This is a genomic window from Micromonospora sp. RV43 (assembly GCF_001029515.1).
GTDB lineage: Bacteria > Actinomycetota > Actinomycetes > Mycobacteriales > Micromonosporaceae > Micromonospora > Micromonospora aurantiaca.
On record NZ_LEKG01000158.1, the window covers coordinates 1 to 19,148 of the forward strand.

20 protein-coding genes are annotated in these 19,148 nt (G+C 73.6%); 11 read left to right on the plus strand and 9 right to left on the minus strand.

The genetic code is table 11. From position 1 onward, the window contains the following. Nucleotides 1–284, minus strand: a 284-nt coding sequence (locus ABD52_RS28855; RefSeq protein ID WP_304413822.1) for an RNA polymerase sigma factor region1.1 domain-containing protein, incomplete at its 3' end; no start/stop codon positions are given. Nucleotides 285–570: 286 nt separating this feature from the next. On the opposite strand from ABD52_RS28855, the gene ABD52_RS28860 reads away from it, so the two are divergent. Further along, nucleotides 571–1,392, plus strand: coding sequence for an inositol monophosphatase family protein (locus ABD52_RS28860; protein WP_013284788.1), 822 nt, complete (start codon nt 571–573; stop codon nt 1,390–1,392). 69 nt (nt 1,393–1,461) lie between these two features. Here the strand turns inward: ABD52_RS28860 and ABD52_RS28865 are convergent, their stop codons facing one another. Beyond that, nucleotides 1,462–1,977: a LytR C-terminal domain-containing protein gene (locus ABD52_RS28865; protein ID WP_030274563.1), complete on the minus strand. Its 516-nt coding sequence runs from the start codon at nt 1,975–1,977 to the stop codon at nt 1,462–1,464. Nucleotides 1,978–2,416: 439 nt separating this feature from the next. Here ABD52_RS28865 and ABD52_RS28870 point away from each other — a divergent pair, with 439 nt between their 5' ends. Both ABD52_RS28870 and ABD52_RS28875 read left to right on the plus strand, forming a co-directional pair. Further along, nucleotides 2,417–2,713, plus strand: a complete 297-nt coding sequence (locus tag ABD52_RS28870) for a DUF4193 domain-containing protein (protein ID WP_013284790.1) — start codon at nt 2,417–2,419, stop codon at nt 2,711–2,713. Nucleotides 2,714–2,929: 216 nt separating this feature from the next. Beyond that, a complete protein-coding gene (locus ABD52_RS28875) occupies nt 2,930–3,658 on the plus strand; it encodes a hypothetical protein (RefSeq protein WP_174361773.1) in 729 nt (242 codons plus the stop codon). A gap of 84 nt (nt 3,659–3,742) precedes the next feature. Here ABD52_RS28875 and ABD52_RS28880 read toward each other — a convergent pair whose 3' ends face one another. Next, nucleotides 3,743–4,234 (minus strand): DUF3093 domain-containing protein, encoded by a 492-nt coding sequence (locus ABD52_RS28880; RefSeq protein WP_013284792.1) that lies wholly within the window; start codon nt 4,232–4,234, stop codon nt 3,743–3,745. An 85-nt stretch (nt 4,235–4,319) separates the two neighbouring features. Here ABD52_RS28880 and dut point away from each other — a divergent pair, with 85 nt between their 5' ends. The 4 genes from dut to ABD52_RS28900 all read left to right on the plus strand — a co-directional run bounded on the left by dut (nt 4,320) and on the right by ABD52_RS28900 (nt 6,690). Then, complete coding sequence (gene dut, locus ABD52_RS28885; RefSeq protein ID WP_030274559.1) at nt 4,320–4,817, plus strand: dUTP diphosphatase; 498 nt, start codon at nt 4,320–4,322, stop codon at nt 4,815–4,817. Between the two features lie 25 nt (nt 4,818–4,842). Then, nucleotides 4,843–5,463, plus strand: coding sequence for a DUF3710 domain-containing protein (locus tag ABD52_RS28890; RefSeq protein ID WP_013284794.1), 621 nt, complete (start codon nt 4,843–4,845; stop codon nt 5,461–5,463). A 169-nt stretch (nt 5,464–5,632) separates the two neighbouring features. After that, nucleotides 5,633–6,013, plus strand: coding sequence for an OB-fold nucleic acid binding domain-containing protein (locus ABD52_RS28895; protein ID WP_047893849.1), 381 nt, complete (start codon nt 5,633–5,635; stop codon nt 6,011–6,013). Further along, nucleotides 6,010–6,690, plus strand: a complete 681-nt coding sequence (locus ABD52_RS28900) for a DUF3159 domain-containing protein (protein ID WP_047893850.1) — start codon at nt 6,010–6,012, stop codon at nt 6,688–6,690. The genes ABD52_RS28895 and ABD52_RS28900 overlap by 4 nt, the downstream gene beginning before the upstream one ends. A gap of 10 nt (nt 6,691–6,700) precedes the next feature. Here ABD52_RS28900 and ABD52_RS28905 read toward each other — a convergent pair whose 3' ends face one another. Together ABD52_RS28905 and ABD52_RS28910 are read right to left on the minus strand one after the other, a co-directional pair. Next, a complete protein-coding gene (locus tag ABD52_RS28905; protein ID WP_013284797.1) occupies nt 6,701–7,390 on the minus strand; it encodes a TrkA family potassium uptake protein in 690 nt (229 codons plus the stop codon). 3 nt (nt 7,391–7,393) lie between these two features. Continuing rightward, nucleotides 7,394–8,059 carry a TrkA family potassium uptake protein gene (locus ABD52_RS28910; protein WP_013284798.1) on the minus strand — a complete coding sequence of 222 codons (666 nt, stop codon included), beginning with the start codon at nt 8,057–8,059 and terminating at the stop codon, nt 7,394–7,396. Nucleotides 8,060–8,217: 158 nt separating this feature from the next. Between ABD52_RS28910 and ABD52_RS28915 the strand changes: the two genes are divergently transcribed. The 4 genes from ABD52_RS28915 to dxs all read left to right on the plus strand — a co-directional run bounded on the left by ABD52_RS28915 (nt 8,218) and on the right by dxs (nt 14,826). Further along, the gene (locus tag ABD52_RS28915; RefSeq protein WP_013474510.1) at nt 8,218–10,269 is read left to right on the plus strand and encodes an APC family permease; all 2,052 of its coding nucleotides are present in this window, start codon (nt 8,218–8,220) and stop codon (nt 10,267–10,269) included. A gap of 77 nt (nt 10,270–10,346) precedes the next feature. Further along, nucleotides 10,347–11,576 carry a class I SAM-dependent RNA methyltransferase gene (locus ABD52_RS28920; protein ID WP_047893851.1) on the plus strand — a complete coding sequence of 410 codons (1,230 nt, stop codon included), beginning with the start codon at nt 10,347–10,349 and terminating at the stop codon, nt 11,574–11,576. 87 nt (nt 11,577–11,663) lie between these two features. Then, complete coding sequence (locus tag ABD52_RS28925) at nt 11,664–12,824, plus strand: anhydro-N-acetylmuramic acid kinase (protein ID WP_047893852.1); 1,161 nt, start codon at nt 11,664–11,666, stop codon at nt 12,822–12,824. Between the two features lie 58 nt (nt 12,825–12,882). Next, nucleotides 12,883–14,826, plus strand: a complete 1,944-nt coding sequence (dxs, locus tag ABD52_RS28930) for a 1-deoxy-D-xylulose-5-phosphate synthase (protein ID WP_013474513.1) — start codon at nt 12,883–12,885, stop codon at nt 14,824–14,826. Nucleotides 14,827–15,618: 792 nt separating this feature from the next. Here the strand turns inward: dxs and mshC are convergent. The 4 genes from mshC to ABD52_RS28950 all read right to left on the minus strand — a co-directional run bounded on the left by mshC (nt 15,619) and on the right by ABD52_RS28950 (nt 19,122). Beyond that, complete coding sequence (mshC, locus tag ABD52_RS28935; protein WP_013476974.1) at nt 15,619–16,857, minus strand: cysteine--1-D-myo-inosityl 2-amino-2-deoxy-alpha-D-glucopyranoside ligase; 1,239 nt, start codon at nt 16,855–16,857, stop codon at nt 15,619–15,621. A gap of 67 nt (nt 16,858–16,924) precedes the next feature. Then, nucleotides 16,925–17,743, minus strand: coding sequence for an SCO1664 family protein (locus ABD52_RS28940; protein ID WP_047893853.1), 819 nt, complete (start codon nt 17,741–17,743; stop codon nt 16,925–16,927). Next, nucleotides 17,740–18,321 carry a DUF3090 domain-containing protein gene (locus ABD52_RS28945; protein WP_013286077.1) on the minus strand — a complete coding sequence of 194 codons (582 nt, stop codon included), beginning with the start codon at nt 18,319–18,321 and terminating at the stop codon, nt 17,740–17,742. The genes ABD52_RS28940 and ABD52_RS28945 overlap by 4 nt, the downstream gene beginning before the upstream one ends. A gap of 87 nt (nt 18,322–18,408) precedes the next feature. After that, the gene (locus tag ABD52_RS28950) at nt 18,409–19,122 is read right to left on the minus strand and encodes a histidine phosphatase family protein (RefSeq protein ID WP_047893854.1); all 714 of its coding nucleotides are present in this window, start codon (nt 19,120–19,122) and stop codon (nt 18,409–18,411) included. Nucleotides 19,123–19,148: the final 26 nt, after the last annotated feature.

The following is a 19,148-nucleotide window of genomic DNA, read 5'->3' on the forward strand; positions in this document are numbered from 1 at the left end:
GCCTTCTTGGTGGTCTTGGCCGTGGTCGCGCGGGAGGCCGGGGTGGCGGACCGGGCGGCGGCGACGCGGCGGCGGGTGCTCGCCGAGCCGTCCACCACCACCGTCACGCCCGCCTCGGAGAGTGCGCGGAGGATCTTCTTGGCCTGGGCCGGGGTCACCTCAGCGGACTCGACGGTGCGCGCGAGCTGGGCCGACGTGAGCTGGCCGCCGGCGCTCTGCGCGTGGGCGATCAGGGTGTCGGTGAGCGAGCGAACGTCGGCGCCGGTCTGGCGGGGATCTGTCACGAAGACCTTCCGGAGGCGAAAGAGCGAGCACGGCCGGGTCGTCCGGCGCAGCATGGGACGGCCGCGCCGGGCGAGTCGTTGAGGACCCCCGTGTCCCGGGCCGTCCGGTCGCTGGCGGTCCGTGGCGCGTGGGCAGGGTGAATTGTAACGCCGTCTGCCGCGATCATCCCGCGCCGCACGGCGGACCTGCGGTCCGGGACCGCAGATTCGGCGCAGATGTGGACTTTGTAAGGATGATACCCGCGCACGAGACGGCCGGTCCCGATCGTGCCGGAAGGGGAGAGACATGATCATCTCGACGCCCACGGCGCGGGAGTTGCTCACGATCGCTGTCGATGTGGCCCGGGAGGCCGCCACCACCGCGTACCGGATGCGGGTCGAGGGCGTCTCGGTGGCCGCGACCAAGAGCACGGTGACCGACGTGGTGACCGCCGCCGACCGGGCGGTGGAGCGGCAGGTGGTCGCCGCGCTGCGGCAGCGCCGGCCCGGCGACGCCGTGCTGGGCGAGGAGTACGGCGCGGGCGAGACCGGCCCGGCCGGCCCCGACGGCGTGCGCTGGATCCTCGACCCGATCGACGGAACCGTGAACTACCTGTACGGGCTGCCGTACTGCGCCGTCTCGCTGGCCGCCGAGGTGGCCGGTGAGGTGGTCGCCGGTGTGGTCCGCAACATCGTCACCGGCGAGGAGTGGACCGCGACGCTCGGCGGCGGCGCCTGGCGCGACGGGCAGCGGCTGCACGGCTCCGCCGCCACCGACCTCGGGCAGGCGCTCGTCGCCACCGGGTTCGGCTACGACGCCGACCGCCGGGCCCACCAGGCGCGGGTGGTGACCGAGCTGATCCCGCACATCCGGGACATCCGCCGGATGGGCGCCGCCGCGCTCGACCTCTGCCTGGCCGCCGAGGGGCGGGTGGACGCGTACTACGAGAAGGGTCTGGCCGACTGGGACCTGGCCGCGGGCGGGCTGGTCGCCCGGGAGGCCGGGCTGCTGGTGACCGGCCTGTCCGGCCTCCCGGCCGGCCCGGACCTGGTGCTCGCCGCGCCGCCGGCGCTGCACGGGCCGCTGCACGACCGGCTGGCCGACCTGGACGCCTCGGGCGGGCCGTGACGGCGCCGGACACGCGACAGGGCGGCCTCCCCGGGGGAGACCGCCCTGTGCCGTCGGTGCGCCCGTCGCCTACTTCTCGATCGGCATCGGGCAGGTGCCGGTCGGCGCCTGCGGCGCGCCCAGGTCGCCGAGCGACTGGTTGACCTCGGTGGTGGTGGCGAGCTGCTGGAACTGGTTGCCCAGCACCACGTCGACGACGTCGTCCTTGCGCTTGGGGTCGAACTTCTGGTTGGCCTCGTTGAGGAAGTACGCGCGCAGCAGGTGCGCCGAGCCCACGGCCTTGGGCCCGAACCGCAGCTCGGCCACGCCGTCGAACGCCTTGGTCTCGTTGCCGACCTTCTTGACCTGGAACTTGCGGTTGCGGAAGTCGTCCGCGACGCTGCCGGCCCGGCCGGCCTCGTCGGTGGCGTTGTAGACGTTGATCTTGACGTCCTTCTGTTCCCGCAGGCGCAGGTCGACCAGCGGCCAGCCATCGGGGCAGGCGGCCGCCGTACCGGCTGTGCCCTGACTGTCCTTCAGCACGGCGACGACCACGAAGACCAGGGCGACGACCGCCAGCAGTCCGACGACAACGAGTGCCCGCACTCGCGCAAAACTCATCCTGGGCGCTCCCCGGACAGTGATTGGGTGGTGGCGGGCGACGCGGTCGGGCCGCGACCTGTCGGCCGTCCAGTACGCCGCTGAGGTTAACGCTTGTCCGGCTCAGGCGTGGAAACAGTCCGACATACCGGCGCGCCACGCGGTGAACCGGTAGGACTACCCCTATCTTCGTGTCGCCTGAGTCACATTGGGAACAACTTCGGGCGCAGAGGCGTACATCTCTCCCGCGAGGGCGGTATACATGCCTCGCCCACAGGGGGGGTAAGGTTCCGCGCTCACCGGGGGCATTTCGCACCGGCGAGCCCGGCCCACCGCTCTTCGGGTCGGGTGCCCGACAGAGATGGTGGCCGGTCAGGGGAACCGAAACGGCGTCGTCCGGCGTTACAACCGGCAGCGACAATATCGATATTGGAGAGTGAAACCGATGGCCACCGACTACGACGCCCCGCGTCGCGACGAGGTCGACCTCGGCGAGGACAGCCTGGAAGAGCTCAAGGCCCGGCGGGTCGACTCACAGTCGGGTGCCGTGGACGTCGACGAGGCCGAGGTGGCCGAGAGCTTCGAGCTGCCCGGCGCCGATCTGGCCGACGAGGAGCTCACGGTCAAGGTCCTCCCGATGCAGCAGGACGAGTTCCGGTGCGCCCGCTGCTTCCTGGTCCACCACCGCAGCCAGCTGGCGGTCGAGCGCAACGGCGACCTGATCTGCCGCGAGTGCGTCTGATCCCGACCGGGGACACCAGCGGCGGCCTCCTCGACGGGGCCGCCGCTGTTCGAGCCGCCGCCGTGCGCGCTCGGCCGGGAGCTGCTTGACTCGTACGGGCGGCTGCCACGCCGCGCGGAGCAGGAGGGCGGACGGGTGAGCGAGCGCAGCGAAGAAGCCGGCCCGGACAAGCCCGGCCCGGACGTACCGGGCCCGGACAGCCCGGACACCGCAGAGCTGGGCGCCACCGTCGCCGCCCTGACCGCCGACGACATCGCGCCCGCCCGCCGGCGGCAACTGCTGACCCGGCTGGTCGGGCAGGCCCGCGCCCGCGGGATCACCGACCTGTTCAAGCCCCGCGCGGCGGTGCGCTGGATGACCGACACGGTCGCCGAGGTCGCCCCGCACGTGCCGATCCGCGACCTCGCCACGCTGCGGCGGCACTTTCCCGGCCTGGACGACGAGGCGCTCGCCGACCGGCTGGTCCGCAACGCGTCCCGCGCCACCGCCGGAGTCGGCGCCGCGGGCGGCGGGGTCGCCGCCGTCGAATGGGCGGTCACGCCCACCCTGCTCTCCGCTCCCGTCCTGCTGGCCGCCGAGACGGTGGCTGTGGTGGCGATCGAGCTGAAACTGATCGGGGAGCTGCACGAGGTCCACCGGGTGCCGCTGCCGCCCGGCGGCACCGGCCGTGCCGTGGCGCTCGTGCAGTCCTGGGCCACCCAGCGGGGGGTCAACCCGATGATGCCGGGCGTCGGGGTGAGCGCGGTGCTCGGCACCGCCGCCCGCCGGGAACTGCGGGACAGCCTGATGCGCCGATTCGGGCGCAACCTCACCACGCTCGGGCCGTTCCTGACCGGTGCCGCCGTGGCCGGCTACCTCAACCGCCGGGCCACCCGCGCGCTCGGCGAGCAACTGCGCAAGGACCTGCGGCGTACCGCGCGTGCCCTGCCGGAGGCGCCGTCCTGACCGGTCCCGGGCCGGGCCGGGCCGTGGCGGGCCGAGCCGGGCCGAGCCGGGTCGCGGTGGGTCGCGGTGGGCCGCGGTGGACGGTCAGGCCGCGTCGCGGGCGGCCAGCAGGGCGGTCGCCAGCTGGACCGGGTGCCGCGTGCTGACCACCCAGAACGGCGTCGGGTCGGCCGGGTCGTCCAGCACCACCTGCACCGCGCCACCGATCCACGGCCGCTGCACCACGAAGGCGAGCGGGTCGGAGCCGACGCCGAGCACCTCGCGCCGGCCGGCCGCGTCCAGCGGCACCACGTCCGCGACGTACCGCACCGGCAGGTGGGCGTCGTCGACCCGCAGCTCGCCGTCACGCACCTCGACCCGGATCCGGCCCAGCCACCACAGTGCGGCCACCGCAGCGGGGATCAGCAGCACGAACGGCAGCCAGGCGCGCACCCCGGTCGCGCCCATCCAGAGCTCGACCGCGAGCAGACCGGCCGCGGCCAGCCCGGCCGGCCAGGCCCACCAGGGCAGCCCGAGACGCTCCGCGTACGGCGCGGCGGTGGCCGTCGGGGCGGCCGGAGATGACGACTGACGCACACAGACGAGGGTACGGCGCGCGAGCGGCCCGGCAACCGGCAGGATGGCAGGGGCACCCCGCAGGACCGGACGGAAGAGGATGACCGTGACAGACGTCGTACCCGTGCCCGTGCGGCTGCTCGACCCGGAGCTGCCACTGCCGGCGTACGCCCATCCCGGCGACGCCGGTGCGGACCTGGTGGCCGCCGCGGACGTCGAGCTGCCCCCCGGCGGCCGGGCCCTGGTGCCCACGGGCGTGGCGGTGGCGCTGCCGGACGGCTACGTCGGGCTGGTGCACCCCCGATCCGGACTCGCGGCCAGACTCGGCGTGACGGTGCTCAACGCGCCCGGTACGGTCGACGCCGGCTACCGGGGTGAGATCCTGGTCAACCTGATCAACCACGATCGGGACACGCCGGCCAAGATCAGCCGGGGTGACCGCATCGCGCAGCTCGTGGTCCAGCGGGTCGCCCGGGCCGAGTTCCGGCCGGTGGCCGAGCTGCCCGAGTCCCGGCGTGGCACGGGCGGGCACGGGTCCACCGGCGGGCACGCCGGGCTGGTCCCGGCGCCGTCCGGCGGGCAGAGCGAAGAGGTGGCAGGGTGAGTGTGAACAGCGGAGGGTGGGCGCAGTGATCTTCTCCCGGAAGCGGGCCGACGAGGCGCGTGACAATGGGGTCCTCGACGCCGAGGAGACCCCGTCGGCGCCGGACCGCGGCCCGTACGACGTCAGCGAGGCCCCGGAGGCGCCTCGCCTCGACCTGGGCAGCCTGCGGATCCCGGCGGTGCCGGACGTCGAGGTGCGGGTCCAGGCCGACCCGCAGGGCGTGATCCAGCAGGTCGTGCTGGTGCACGGCCAGAACGCGCTCCAGCTCGGCGTCTTCGCCGCGCCCCGCTCCGAGGGCATCTGGGACGAGGTGCGCGAGGAGATCCGCCAGTCGCTCGTCAGCGACGGCGCGACCGCCCAGGAGGTCGAGGGGGAGCACGGGCCTGAGCTGCGTGCCCGGGTGGGTACCCCGGACGGGCCGACCGACCTGCGGTTCGTCGGCATCGACGGCCCGCGCTGGATGGTGCGCGGCGTCTTCCAGGGTGCGGCCGCCACCGACCCGGCCGCCGCCGGCCCGCTCGCGGCCTGCCTGGACGGCCTGGTCGTCGACCGCGGCCAGGAGGCCAAGCCGGTGCGCGAGCCGCTGCCGCTGCGGCTGCCCCGCGAGGTCGCCGAGCAGCAGGCCGCCGACTCGCAGGAGGTCTGATCCACACGTGCCCGGGCCCGGCGTCGTACCGGCGCCGGGCCCGCGGCGTGTCCGGTCCCGCCCGGCGGTACGCGCCACGCCGCTCCCGCCGGGCGGCCACTGCGCGTACGCTGGCGGGACGGTTCCGCCGCCCGCGGGGCCCCGCTGTGGAGAGGGTGACGCGGAGGTCATGACGACCGACGAGAGCCGGGGGTCGCTGCGGCGGCTCCTGTACCGGCTCACCGCGAGCGAGGCCGAGATCGAGGCGCAGGAGCTGCGCCGGGAGAGCGCCGAGTCCGGCGGCACGCCCGCTCACCAGTGCAACAGGGGTCAGGTGGTGTCGGTGGCCGGGCGGCTGCGTACCGTCGTCTACACGCCCCGCACGAACCTGCCCACGCTGGAAGCCGACCTCTACGACGGCAACGACGTGGTGACGCTGGTCTGGCTGGGCCGCCGGCACATCGCCGGGATCGAGCCGGGCCGGCACCTGACCGCGCGCGGCCGGGTGGCGGTGCGCGACGACCGCAAGGTGATCTACAACCCGTACTACGAGCTGGAGTCGCCGAAGTGACGACCGGACAGCAGCACACCCCGTCGGGTCTCGGCCCGCAGGACGAGGAGCGGCTGCCCAGCCTCGCCGAGCAGATGGCCGACCAGCTCGGCGGATGGCGCGGGCTGGTCGAGTCGAGCATCCCGGTGGTGGTCTTCGTGATCGCCAACGTGATCGGCGAGCTGCGCCCCGCCGTGTACGCCTCGGTGGCGGTGGCGCTGCTGATCGCCGGGCTGCGGCTGGCCCAGCGCAAGCCGGTGCGGCACGCGGTCAACGGGCTGTTCGGCGTCGGCGTCGGCGCGCTGCTGGCGCTGCGCACCGGCGACGAGCGTGACTTCTACCTGCCGGGCATCCTCTACGGCATCGGGTACGGCCTGGCGCTGCTGCTGTCGGCCGCGATCCGGCAGCCGCTGGTCGGCTGGATCTGGTCGGTGCTGGTCGCCAAGGGCCGCTCCGAGTGGCGCGACGACCCCAAGCTGGTACGCACCTTCACCCAGCTCACCGTGCTGTGGGGCGTGGTGTGGCTGGCCAAGGTCGGCGTACAGGCCGGGCTCTACCTGGCCCACCAGGACACCGCGCTCGGCGTGGCCCGGCTCGCTCTGGGCTACCCGCCGTACGCGCTGCTGCTGCTGATCACGGTGTGGGTGGTGCGCCGGGTCACCCGGGAGGCCGCACCCACCCCGCTACCAGGCTCCTGACGCCGCCGCCTCAGGCACGGTCGCGGTGCCGGTCCGCGCTGGGCGGGCCGAGGATCACCGCGCGCACGTCGTCCTCCACCGCCGCAGTGCAGACGAACACCAGCTCGTCGCCGGCCTCGATCGGGTCGTCCGGGGTCGGCACCAGCACCCGCTTGCCGCGCACGATCGCCACCAGCGCCGCGTCCCGGGGGATCGGCACCGCGTGGATCGCCTGCCCCACGTAGGGCGCGGTCGGCGGCAGCGTGATCTCGACCAGGTTCGCCTCGCCCTGCCGGAACGTCATCAGCCGGACCAGGTCGCCGACGGTGACCGCCTCCTCGACCAGCGCCGCCATCACCCGCGGCTTGCTCACCGCGACGTCCACGCCCCACTGCTCGGTGAACAGCCACTCGTTCTCCGCCCGGTTGACCCGGGCCACCACGCGGGGCACCGCGAACTCGGTCTTGGCCAGCAGCGACACCACCAGGTTGACCTTGTCGTCGCCGGTGGCGGCCACCACCACGTCGCACCCGGCCACGTCGGCCTCCTCCAGGCTGGCCAGCTCGCACGCGTCGGCGAGCACCCAGTCCGCAGCCGGCACCCGGTCGGGCCGCAGCATCTTCGGCTGCCGCTCGATCAGCATCACCTGATGGCCGTTGTCGATCAGCTCCTGGGCGATCGAGCGGCCCACGTTGCCGGCGCCGGCGATGGCGATCCGCATGGCTCAGTGCCCCCCTTCCGGCGGCGCCGCCGCCACCGACGTGACCGGGCCGTTGATGTCGTCGGTCACCAGCATGTAGACCTGGTCGCCCTCCTGGATCACCGTGGAGGCGGTGGGCAGCGTGCCGATCCCGAACCGGTTCAGGTAGGCCACCCGGGCGCCGACTGCCTGCTCCAGCTGCCGCAGCGGACGGCCGATCCAGTCCTTGTGCACCGGCACCTCGATGATCGAGACGGTGCTCGTCGGGTCGCGGAAGATCTCCACGTTGCCCTCGGGGACGAGGTGGCGCAGCATCCGGTCGGCGGTCCACCGGACGGTCGCCACGGTGGGGATGCCGAGCCGCTCGTAGACCTGGGCGCGGCGCTGGTCGTAGATGCGGGCCGCGACCCGGGACACGCCGAACGTCTCCCGGGCCAGCCGGGCCGAGATGATGTTGGAGTTGTCGCCGCTGGACACCGCCGCGAACGCGTCGGCCCGTTCGATGCCGGCCTGACGCAGCACCTCGCCGTCGAAGCCCGCACCGGTGACGGTGATGCCGGCGAAGTCGGGCCCGAGACGGCGGAACGCGTCCGCGTCCTGGTCGATCACCGCCACCGAGTGTCCACGCGACTCCAGGCTGTGCGCCAGGGTCGACCCGACCCGCCCGCAGCCCATGATCACCACATGCACGGTGTCCGCTCCTCCCACGGCGCCGCCCGCCGACCCGTCGTCTGCGAGCCTGCCACGTCCCCCTGCCGGACGGGGGACCGAACCGTACCGCGCGGCCGCACGCGGGGGAGATCGACCACCCCAGCGCCCCGGACCCGGTGGTCGTACGCTTGGCGGTTGTGGCCCGACCCACCTCGCTGCTGAAGCGACTCCTCCTCGGTCGACCGTTCCGGTCCGACCGCCTCCAGCACACCCTGCTGCCGAAGCGCATCGCGCTGCCGGTCTTCGCCTCGGACGCGCTCTCCAGCGTGGCGTACGCCCCGGACGAGATCCTCCTGACGCTGTCCATCGCCGGCGCCTCGGCGTTCATCTTCTCGCCGTGGGTCGCGCTAGCGGTCGTCGTGGTCATGCTGACTGTGGTGGCGAGCTACCGGCAGAACGTGCACGCCTACCCCTCCGGCGGTGGCGACTACGAGGTGGCGACTGTCAACCTCGGTCCCAAGGCCGGCCTCGCGGTGGCAAGCGCGCTGCTCGTCGACTACGTGCTCACGGTCGCCGTCTCGGTCTCCTCCGGCGTGGCGAACCTCGGCTCGGTGGTGCCGTTCGTGGCCACCCACAAGGTGCTCATCGCGGTCAGCGCGGTGGTGCTGCTCACCGCGATCAACCTGCGCGGCCTGCGCGAGTCGGGCACCGCCTTCGCCATCCCCACGTACGGCTTCGTGATCGTGATCGGCGGCATGCTGCTGACCGGGCTGATCCGCGTCTTCGTGCTCGGCGACGACCTACGCGCGCCGAGCGCCGGCCTGGAGATCCAGGCCGAGCACAGCGTCACCGGGTTCGCGCTGGTGTTCCTGCTGCTACGGACGTTCTCCTCGGGCTGCGCCGCGCTCACCGGCGTGGAGGCGATCTCCAACGGCGTACCGGCGTTCAAGAGCCCGAAGTCGAAGAACGCGGCGACCACGCTGCTGTTGCTCGGCGGCATCGCGGTGGCCATGCTCGTCGGCATCATCTGGCTGGCCCGCCTCACCGGCCTCCAGTTCGTCGAGGACCCGCGCACGCAGATCATCTCCGGCCCGGACGGGTACGTGCAGAAGACTGTCACCACCCAGCTCGGCGAGACCGTGTTCGGCGGTGGCTCGGTGCTGCTCTACGTGGTCGCCGGGATGACCGCGCTGATCCTGTTCCTGGCCGCCAACACCGCCTTCAACGGCTTCCCGGTGCTCGGCTCGATCCTCGCGCAGGACCGCTACCTGCCCCGCCAGCTGCACACCCGCGGCGACCGGCTCGCGTTCTCCAACGGCATCCTCTTCCTGGCCGTCTTCGCGATCGTGCTGATCATCGGTTTCCAGGCCGAGGTGACCAAGCTCATCCAGCTCTACATCGTCGGGGTGTTCGTCTCGTTCACGCTCTCCCAGGCCGGCATGATCCGGCACTGGAACCGGCACCTGCGCCGCGAGCGCGACCCGGAGGCGCGCCGCCGCATGCTCCGTTCCCGGGCGATCAACACGTTCGGCATGGTCATGACCGGCGTGGTGCTGATCATCGTGCTGGCCACCAAGTTCCTGCTCGGCGCCTGGATCGCGATCGTCGCGATGGCGGTGATGTACGTGGTGATGCTCGGCATCCGCCGGCACTACGACCGGATCGCCGAGGAACTGGAGCCGACCGAGCAGCGGGGCGTGCTGCCCGCCCGCAACCACGCCATCGTGCTGGTCAGCAAGCTGCACAAGCCGACGCTGCGGGCCGTCGCGTACGCCCGGGCCACCCGGCCGGACACGCTCACCGCGGTCACCGTGAACGTGGACGAGCAGGACACCCGCGACCTCCAGGCCGACTGGGAGCGCCGCGAGCTGCCGGTGCCGCTCACCGTGATCGACTCCCCGTACCGGGAGATCACCCGCCCGATCCTCAACTTCGTCGCGTCGGTGCGCCGTGAGTCGCCGCGCGACGTGGTCACCGTCTTCATTCCCGAGTACGTGGTGGGGCGCTGGTGGGAGAACCTGCTGCACAACCAGAGCGCGCTGCGGCTCAAGGGGCGGCTGCTGTTCGAGCCGGGCGTGATGGTGACCAGCGTGCCCTGGCAGCTCGCGTCCACCGCCGGCAAGAACCTGGACCGGCTGGACGCCACGCTGAGCCGGGGCCCGGCGCGCGGCCCCCGGGTGGCGCCGCAGAGCACCCTGCCGCCGCCGGTGGCGTCCACACCCGGCACCGAGCGCGAGGAGCGGCCGTGAGCGGCGACGAGCATTCCGGTCCTGCGGCCGGGCGGTCCGGTTCCGCGCCGACGGCTGCGCCCTCCGGTCCTGCGTCGGTGGACCGGCCCGGGCTGGAGGAGGCCCAGCGGGTCGAGCTGACAGTCGACGCGGTCGCGCCGGGCGGGCACTGCGTGGCCCGGGTCGGCGGGCAGGTGGTCTTCGTCCGGCACGCGCTGCCCGGTGAGCGGGTGGTGGCCGAGGTGACCGAACTGCACCGGGGCTTCGCCCGCGCCGATGCCGTGGAGATCCTCACCGCCTCGCCGGACCGGGTCACCCCGCCGTGCCCGTACGCCTGTCCGGGCCGGTGCGGCGGCTGCGACCTCCAGCACGTCGCCCCGGCCGCCCAGCTCGACTGGAAGCTCTCCGTGGTACGCGAGCAGCTCACCCGGCTGGGCGGCCTCACCACCGAGCAGATCGACGCGCTCGGCGTACGCGTCGAGGCGCTGCCCGGCGGGCCGCTGGGCTGGCGCTCCCGGGTCCGCTACGCGGTCGACGCGGCCGGCCGGGCCGGGCTGCTCAAGCACCGCTCGCACGAAGTGGTGCCGATCGACAGGTGCCTGATCGCGCACCCGGCGATCCAGGATCTGCCGGTGCTCCCGCCGACCGGTGCCCGCTGGCCCGACGCCGACGCGGTGGAGACGGTCGCCAGCACCGGCGGGGACGTCGCCGTGGTCGCGTACACCGATGGGGTTCCGACGGCCGTGAGCGGGCCGGAGCGGGTCCGGGAGACGGCGGCCGGGCGTTCCTTCACGCTGCCCGCCTCCGGGTTCTGGCAGGTGCACCCGGCCGCGGCGGACGCGCTGACCGGCGCGGTCCTCGACCTGCTCGAGCCGCGGCCCGGTGAGACGGCCTGGGACCTGTACGGCGGGGCCGGCCTGTTCGCCGCCGCGCTCGCCGAACGGGTCGACGGCGCCCGGGTGACGCTCGTCGAGTCGGCACCGGACGGGGTGGCCGCGGCCCGGCAGAACCTGGCCGACCTGCGCGCCGTCGAGGTGGTCGCCGCGCGGGTGGAGGCGGCGCTGTCCCGGCGCCGGATCACCGGACCGGTCGACCTGGTGGTGCTCGACCCGCCGCGCTCGGGCGCGGGCGCGGCGGTGGTCCGCGGTGTGGTGGCCGCCGGGCCGCGCGCTGTCGCCTACGTGGCCTGCGACCCGGCGGCCTTCGCCCGGGACGTGCGCACGTTCGCCGAGGCGGGGTGGCGGCTGGCTGCGCTGCGCGGCTTCGACCTGTTCCCGATGACCCAGCACGTGGAGTTGGTGGGCCTGTTCCTGCCCCCGCAGTATTGATCTTGTCCCGGCTCCGCGCGTTGATCGCGTTGATCGCGTTAATAAGGGGCCCTTCCACTACCGGATCCGTTAAGAAGGGGCCCTTCCTTGCGCATCGTCGGGCTGATGTCGGGCACGTCCTACGACGGCGTGGACGTGGTGGCGGCCGAGTTCACCGCCGACGGCGACACGCTGCGGCTGCGGCCGCTCGGGCACCGGGAGCTGGCGTACCCGGACGACCTGCGGGCCGAGATCGGCGCGCTGCTGCCCCCGGCGGCCACCACGATCGAGGCGGTCTGCCGGCTGGACAACCGGCTCGGCGAGGTGTTCGCGGAGGCGGCGGCGACCGGCGTCGAACTGGCCGGGGGCACCGCCGACGCGGTGGTGTCGCCCGGGCAGACCGTCTTCCACTGGGTCGAGGACGGCCGGGTACGCGGCACGCTCCAGCTCGGCGCGCCGGCCCGGGTGGCCGCCCGGGTGGGCGTACCGGTGCTGCACGACCTGCGCTCGGCGGACGTCGCGGCCGGCGGCCAGGGCGCGCCGCTGGTCCCGGCGTTCGACGCGCTGCTGCTCGACCCGGAGGCCGGTGCGAGGGCCGCGTTGAACCTCGGCGGGATCGCGAACCTCACAGTGGTCGCGCCCGGGGCACCGGTCCTCGGGTACGACGTGGGCCCGGCGAACGCGCTGCTGGACGCCGCCGCCCGGCGCTTCCTGGACCGGCCCTGCGACGTCGACGGGGCGCGGGCCGCGGCCGGCCGGGTGCACGTGGCGCTGCTGGCCCGGCTGCTCGCCGAGCCGTACTATGCCGCGCCGCCGCCCAAGTCGACTGGTAAGGAGCTGTTCCACGGCGGCTACCTGGACGCCGCGCTTGCCGCGCTCGGGGAGCCGGTGGCAGCCGACGACGTGCTGGCCACGTTCACCGAGCTGACCGCCCGCACGGTGGCCGACGCCTGCGACCGGCACCGGGTCACCGAGGTGGTGGCCGCCGGCGGGGGAGTGCGCAATCCCACACTCCGGGCGCGGCTGGCGGCCCTGGGCGAGGGGCGCTGGCGGCTGCGCACCACCGACGAGCTGGGCGTACCGGCCCAGGCCAAGGAGGCGTACGCGTTCGCGCTGCTGGGCTGGCTGTCCTGGCACGGGCTGCCAGGCGCGGTGCCGTCGGTGACCGGGGCGTCCCGGGCCGCCGTGCTCGGCTCCTGGACCCCTGCGGGCCCGTCCGTCGCCGCGCCGCGCCCACCCGCGCCCCGGCGGCTCGTGGTGGACGCCTGACCTGGGTCGATGCACGGCCAGGCTGCGGACTGTTCCGCGGCCGATAGACTCTCCGGTCATGAGTGTTGAAGAGGGCACGGCCAACCACGGTCGGCTGCTGGGCACCGTCCGCGGCCCGCAGGACGTGAAGCGGATGACCGCCGAGCAGCTGGACATCCTCGCCGCCGAGATCCGTGACTTCCTGATCGCCAAGGTCTCCCGCACCGGCGGCCACGTCGGCCCCAACCTCGGTGTGGTCGAGCTGACCCTGGCGATGCACCGGGTCTTCGACTCCCCGCGTGACCGGCTCCTCTTCGACACCGGCCATCAGGCGTACGTGCACAAGATCCTCACCGGTCGGCAGGAGGGCTTCGACAAGCTCCGCCAGCGCGGTGGCCTCTCCGGCTACCCCAGCCAGGCGGAGAGCGAGCACGACCTGATCGAGAACTCGCACGCCTCCACCGCCCTGTCGTACGCCGACGGTCTGGCCAAGGCGTACGCGCTGCGCGGCGAGAAGCGCTCAGTGGTCGCCGTGGTCGGCGACGGCGCGCTCACCGGCGGCATGTGCTGGGAGGCGCTGAACAACATCGCCACCGCCGGCAACCCGCTGGTGATCGTGGTCAACGACAACGGCCGGTCCTACTCGCCGACCATCGGTGGCCTCGCCGACCACCTGTCGTCGCTGCGGCTCAACCCCGGCTACGAGAAGGTGCTCGACACGGTCAAGGACGCGCTGGGCAACACCCCGTTCGTCGGCAAGCCGATGTACGAGGTGCTGCACGCGGTCAAGAAGGGCATCAAGGACGCGGTCGCCCCGCAGGCCATGTTCGAGGACCTCGGCATCAAGTACGTCGGCCCGGTCGACGGCCACGACGTACCGGCGGTCGAGGCGGCGCTGCGCGCCGCGAAGAACTTCGGCGGCCCGGTGATCGTGCACGCGGTCACCCGCAAGGGCTACGGCTACCGTCCCGCCGAGGACGACGAGGCCGACTGCCTGCACGGCCCCGGCGCGTTCGACGCCGAGACCGGCAAGCTGCTCGCCGTGCCGTCGGTGAAGTGGACCAACGTCTTCGCCGACGAGCTGGTCGCGATCGCCGACGAGCGCCCCGACGTGGTCGGCATCACCGCCGCCATGGCCGAGCCCACCGGCATCGCCACGCTCGCCCGCAAGTACCCGGAGCGGGTGTACGACGTGGGCATCGCCGAGCAGCACGCGGCCACCTCCGCCGCCGGCCTCGCCATGGGCGGGCTGCACCCGGTGGTCGCGGTCTACGCCACGTTCCTCAACCGCGCGTTCGACCAGGTCCTGCTGGACGTGGCCATGCACAAGCTGCCGGTCACGTTCGTGCTGGACCGGGCCGGCATCACCGGCCCGGACGGGCCCAGCCACTACGGCATCTGGGACATGTCGGTCTTCGGCGTGGTGCCCGGCCTGCGGATCGCCGCGCCCCGCGACTCGGCCACGCTGCGCGAGGAGCTGCGCGAGGCGGTCGCCGTGGACGACGGCCCGACCATCCTGCGCTTCCCGACCGGCACCGTCGCCGCCGACCTGCCGGCCGTACGCCGGGTCGGCCCGGTCGACGTGCTGGCCGAGTCGGCGCGTACCGACGTGCTGCTGGTAGCGGTCGGCTCGTTCGCCGGCCTCGGCGTGGAGGTCGCCGCCCGGGTCGCCGAGCAGGGATACGGCGTGACAGTGGTCGACCCGCGCTGGGTGCGCCCGGTGCCGGCCGAACTGGTCGAGCTGGCGTCCGCGCACCGGCTCGTGGTCACCGTGGAGGACGGCGTACGCATCGGCGGCGTCGGCTCGGCGCTGGCCCAGGCGATGCGCGACGCCGACGTCCGCGTACCGGTCAAGGACCTCGGCGTAGCGGCCGACTGGCACCCGCACGGCAGCCGCGCGCAGATCCTGGCCGACCTGCGGCTGACCGCCCAGGATGTGGCGCGTGACGTCACCGGCTGGATCTCCGGCCTGGACGCCGCCCCGGTCGACCCGGCCACAAACGGAGCCCGAGCCCAGAGCTGACCCGACCTGCCCCCCCACCCGCGCCCTCCGCGCCGGGTTTCCGCGTCGATCTTGCACTTGCGGCCCTCCTGATGTCGGCTTCGCCCGATCAGGGAGGGCCGCAATCGCAAGATCGCCGGATGTCTGGGGTCGAGGGAGGGGTCGTGGAGGTACGCGAGGCGGGGCTGGGCGGCGGCGATCACCTCGGCGCACAAGCGGGTGCGCTGCGCCATCGTGGACGGTGCCCTGGCCAGCGTGCTGGCCCTGGGGCCGCCGCACTCCTCCGACCTGGATCCGCGGACGACCGCGCAGCTCCATCCACGTCGACCCGGAGATGTGGGGACGAGGCGTGGGTGGTGCGCTGCACGCGCTGTTCGTAGGGCACCTCGAGGACGATGGACTGACGCTGGGCGTGCTGGAGGTGTGGGAGCGCAACACCCGGGCCTGAGCCTTCTACACCCGCCCCGATTCCGTCGATCTTGCACTTCCGGCCCCCAGATTGCCGGTTATGCCCTGTTCAGCGGGGCCACAACTGCAAGATCGCCGAGTCAGCGGTCGGGTCGCCAGCGCACGGAGCAGCCGGGGCCGACCACGCCCGAGTGGAACATCACGTGTGTCAAACCGTCCTCGACGCACCCACCACGTTCCACCCACGCCACACCCGCCCCCCGGACGGCGCGATCTTGCGGTTGCGGCCCCCGCGAACCGGGCAAAAACGCCGGAACGTGGGCCGCAAGTGCAAGATCGACGCGCGAGCACAGCGAGAAGGCGCGGCGCGAGGGCGATGAGGCGCGGTGGAAGGACGGGGCGGGGCTAGAGGGCGATGCCTAGGAGGGCGTCCACCGTGTCTCGGAAGAGGGCCGGAGCGGTCTCGTCGTCCGTGACGCCGTTCAGGGCGCCTTCGGCCCAGCTGTCGGCCGCCGCCAGGGCACCCGGCGTGTCCAGGTCGTCGGCCAGGCGCTCGCGTACCGCGGCCAGCAACGCCGCCCCCGACGGCCCGGCCGGCGCGGCGGCGGCCCGCCGCCAGCGGCCCAGCCGCTCCTGCGCCTCGGTGAGCAGGTCGTCGGTCCAGGAGCGGTCGCTGCGGTAGTGCCCGCTCATCAGCGCCAGCCGGACCGCCATCGGGTCGACCTTGTCGGCCCGCAGCCGGGACACGAAGACCAGGTTGCCCTGGGACTTCGACATCTTCTCGCCGTCCAGGCCGATCATGCCGGCGTGCACGTAGTGATCGGCGAACGGTGCCTCGCCGGTCAGCCGCTCGGCGTGCGCGGCGGAGCACTCGTGGTGCGGGAAGATCAGGTCGTTGCCGCCGCCCTGCACGTCGATCCGGTCGCCGAGCAGGTTCAACGCGATGACTGTGCACTCGATGTGCCAGCCGGGACGGCCCGGGCCCAGGTCGCCGCCGGGCCAGGACGGCTCGCCCTCGCGGGCGCCGCGCCACAGCAGCGGGTCGAGCGGGTCGCGCTTGCCGGCGCGTTCCGGGTCGCCGCCGCGCTCGGCGAACAGCTCGATCATCTGCTCGCGGGTCAGGTTGGACTCGTAGCCGAACCGGGGCGCGGCGGAGATGTCGAAGTAGACGTCGCCGGTGCCGTCGTCGAGCCGGTACGCCGCACCGTCCTTGAGCAGCATCAGCACCTTCTCGGCGATGTCCGGGATCGACTCGACCGCGCCGACGTAGTGCGCCGGCGGGATCATCCGCAGCGCCTCCATGTCCTCGCGGAACAGCGCGGTCTCCCGCATGGCCAGGACCTTCCAGTCCTCGCCGTCGCGCTCGGCGCGCTCCAGCAGCGGGTCGTCGATGTCGGTGACGTTCTGCACGTACCGCACGTCGAGGCCGGCGTCGCGCCACATCCGCTGCACGAGGTCGAACGTGATCATGGTGGCGGCGTGTCCGAGGTGCGTCGCGTCGTACGGGGTGATGCCGCAGACGTACATCGAGGCCGCGCCCTCGGGCCGGCTGGGATGGGCGCCCTGCCGCGCCGAGTCGTACAACCTCAGCGACACGCCCTCGCCGGGCAGCCGTGGCACGTCATGTCCCGCCCAAGACTCCATGACCGCCAGCCTAACGATCCGTCAGACGCTCGGGTGCCGCCCTACGGGTGATCAACGCGACAGCAGCTCACATGGGTGGCCAGGGCATCGCCGGCCACTCCTGCGGCGGCAGGGGGAACCGGCCGCTCTCGCGCAGCCGCTCGACCCGTTCCGCCAGCGCGGCCAGCTCACCGATGGTCAGGTGCTCGGCCAGTTCCTCACCGAGCGGCCCGCGGAGCTGCCCGGCCAGGCCGTCGAGCATCTCCACCGCGTCCGGCGGCAGTTCGCGGCCGGCCCAGCCCCACAGGACCGTCCGCAGCTTCTCCTCGACGTGGAAGCTCACGCCGTGGTCGACGCCGTAGATCCGGTCGTCCGGGCCGACGAGCACGTGCCCGCCCTTGCGGTCGGCGTTGTTGATGATCGCGTCGAGCACGACGAGCCGGGCCAGGCGGGGGTCGTCGGCGTGCGCCAGCGCGTACGCCGCCCCGTCGTCGTCGCGCGCCGCGGCGACCGGGAACCAGCGCGGCGGGATCTCCCGCGCCGGCACGAACCCGACCAGCGGCTCGGCGTCGTCCGGCTCGTCGATCCAGAGCTGGCACGAGCCGGGGCCGAACGGGCCGTCGCGCAGCACCGTGGGCGGAGCCAGGTCCCAGCCGGTGGCCCGGGACACCAGGTAGGCGGACACCTCCCGGCCGGCGAGCGTGCCGTCCTGGAAGTCCCAGAGCGGGCGCTCGCCGCGTACCGGCTTGTAGACACAGTGCGCTGTCACGTCGCCGAGCGCGATGACGCCCCGCAGCGTCGCGTTGGAGGCGTCGACGAGCCGCCCCTCCAGGGTCAGCTCACCGTCGGCGAGCAGCCGCAGCGCCTCGGCGCCGTCCTGTCGGGGCTGCAGTTCCGACGAGGTCACCGGTGATAGCCGTTGTGCCGGGGGCAGAGGTGACCGGCCGGGTCGAGCGGCTGGCCGCAGAGCGGGCAGGGGGGCCGGCCGGCGTTCACGACGCGCTTGGCCCGTTCGATGAACTCGCGGGTCGCCTCCGGGGTCAGCCGCACCCGCAGGCGGTCGAGGTCGTCGTCCGGCTCGTCCGGGTCCTCGTCGGCGTCGTCGTCCGCGTCGCCCAGCTCGACCTCGACCTCGGCCTCACCGACGGCGATCGCCTCGATCACCACGGTGGCGGTGTCCACGTCGAAGGCCAGGCCCAGCGTGCCGACCCGGAACTCCTCGTCCACAGGCGTGTCGAGCGGCTCGTTGTCGCCGGTCACCGTGGTCACCGGCTCCGGAAGCTTCACACCGAAGCGGCGCTGCGCCTCGGCGAGCAGCTCCTCCAGCTTCTCGGCGAGCAACGACACCTGGACCTTCTCCAGCGACACGCTGACCAGCCGGCCGCCGCCGCGCGCCTGGAGGAAGAACGTGCGCTCCCCCGGCGGGCCGACCGTACCGGCGACGAACCGCTCCGGCGGCTCGAAGGCGTGCACCTGGTGCGTCATACCCACGACCCTATCCGGCGTGTGGAAGCACCGCGCAGCCCACCGACGCCGAATCCGCCCAGAGCGAACGCGCCGCGTACGCCCGCTTCACCCGGCCGCGCCCGCGCCTCCGCCGACCGCCGCGTCGGACTCGGCCGCCCGCGCCGGTCGCCGGCGCCGCTTGTGCGGCGGCGGGACCAGCGCCGACAGGTCACCGCCGGTGTCGTTGAGCCGGACCAGGAACGGCCGCAACGGGGTGTAGCGGATCGCCGTCACCGACGCCGGGTCGGCCACGATCCGCTGAAAAAGATCAAGGTGTACGCCGAGCGCGTCCGCCACGATCGCCTTGATCACGTCGCCGTGGCTGCACGCCAGCCAGATGGCCTCCGGCCCGTGCTCGGCGGTGACCCGCGCGTCCCACGCCCGTACCGCGGCGACTGCGCGCGCCGACATGGCCGCCATCGACTCGCCCTGCGGGAACGCGGCGGCGCTCGGGTGCTGCTGCACCACCGGCCAGAGCGGCTCCTTCGCCAGCTTCTTCAGCGACTGCCCCTCCCAGTCGCCGTACCCGCACTCGATCAGCCCTTCGTCGACGACCGGCTCGGCGCCGGGAAGTGCCAGGTCGAGGGTCTGCCGGCAGCGGATGAGCGGGCTGGTCACCACCGCCGCCAGCGGCAGCCCGGCGAGGCGCCCGCCGACCGCCGTCGCCTGCGCCCGGCCGGTGTCGTCCAGCTCGACCGGTTGCCGCCCGGCCAGGCCGCCGTCGGCGTTCGCGGTGGTCCGGCCGTGTCGCAGAAGCAGAAGGGTCGCCACGCTGACCACCCTAGGCGGTACGTCCCCCCGATGAT

Excerpts from the sequence above, each read along its gene's own strand:
- ABD52_RS28870 (WP_013284790.1), top strand. The coding sequence starts at position 2,417 with ATGGCCACCGACTACGACGCCCCGCGTCGCGACGAGGTCGACCTCGGC.
- ABD52_RS28905 (WP_013284797.1), bottom strand. The coding sequence starts at position 7,390 with ATGCGGATCGCCATCGCCGGCGCCGGCAACGTGGGCCGCTCGATCGCC.
- ABD52_RS28945 (WP_013286077.1), bottom strand. The coding sequence starts at position 18,321 with ATGACGCACCAGGTGCACGCCTTCGAGCCGCCGGAGCGGTTCGTCGCC.
- dxs (WP_013474513.1), top strand. The coding sequence starts at position 12,883 with ATGAGTGTTGAAGAGGGCACGGCCAACCACGGTCGGCTGCTGGGCACC.
- mshC (WP_013476974.1), bottom strand. The coding sequence starts at position 16,857 with ATGGAGTCTTGGGCGGGACATGACGTGCCACGGCTGCCCGGCGAGGGC.
- ABD52_RS28860 (WP_013284788.1), top strand. The coding sequence starts at position 571 with ATGATCATCTCGACGCCCACGGCGCGGGAGTTGCTCACGATCGCTGTC.
- ABD52_RS28895 (WP_047893849.1), top strand. The coding sequence starts at position 5,633 with ATGACGACCGACGAGAGCCGGGGGTCGCTGCGGCGGCTCCTGTACCGG.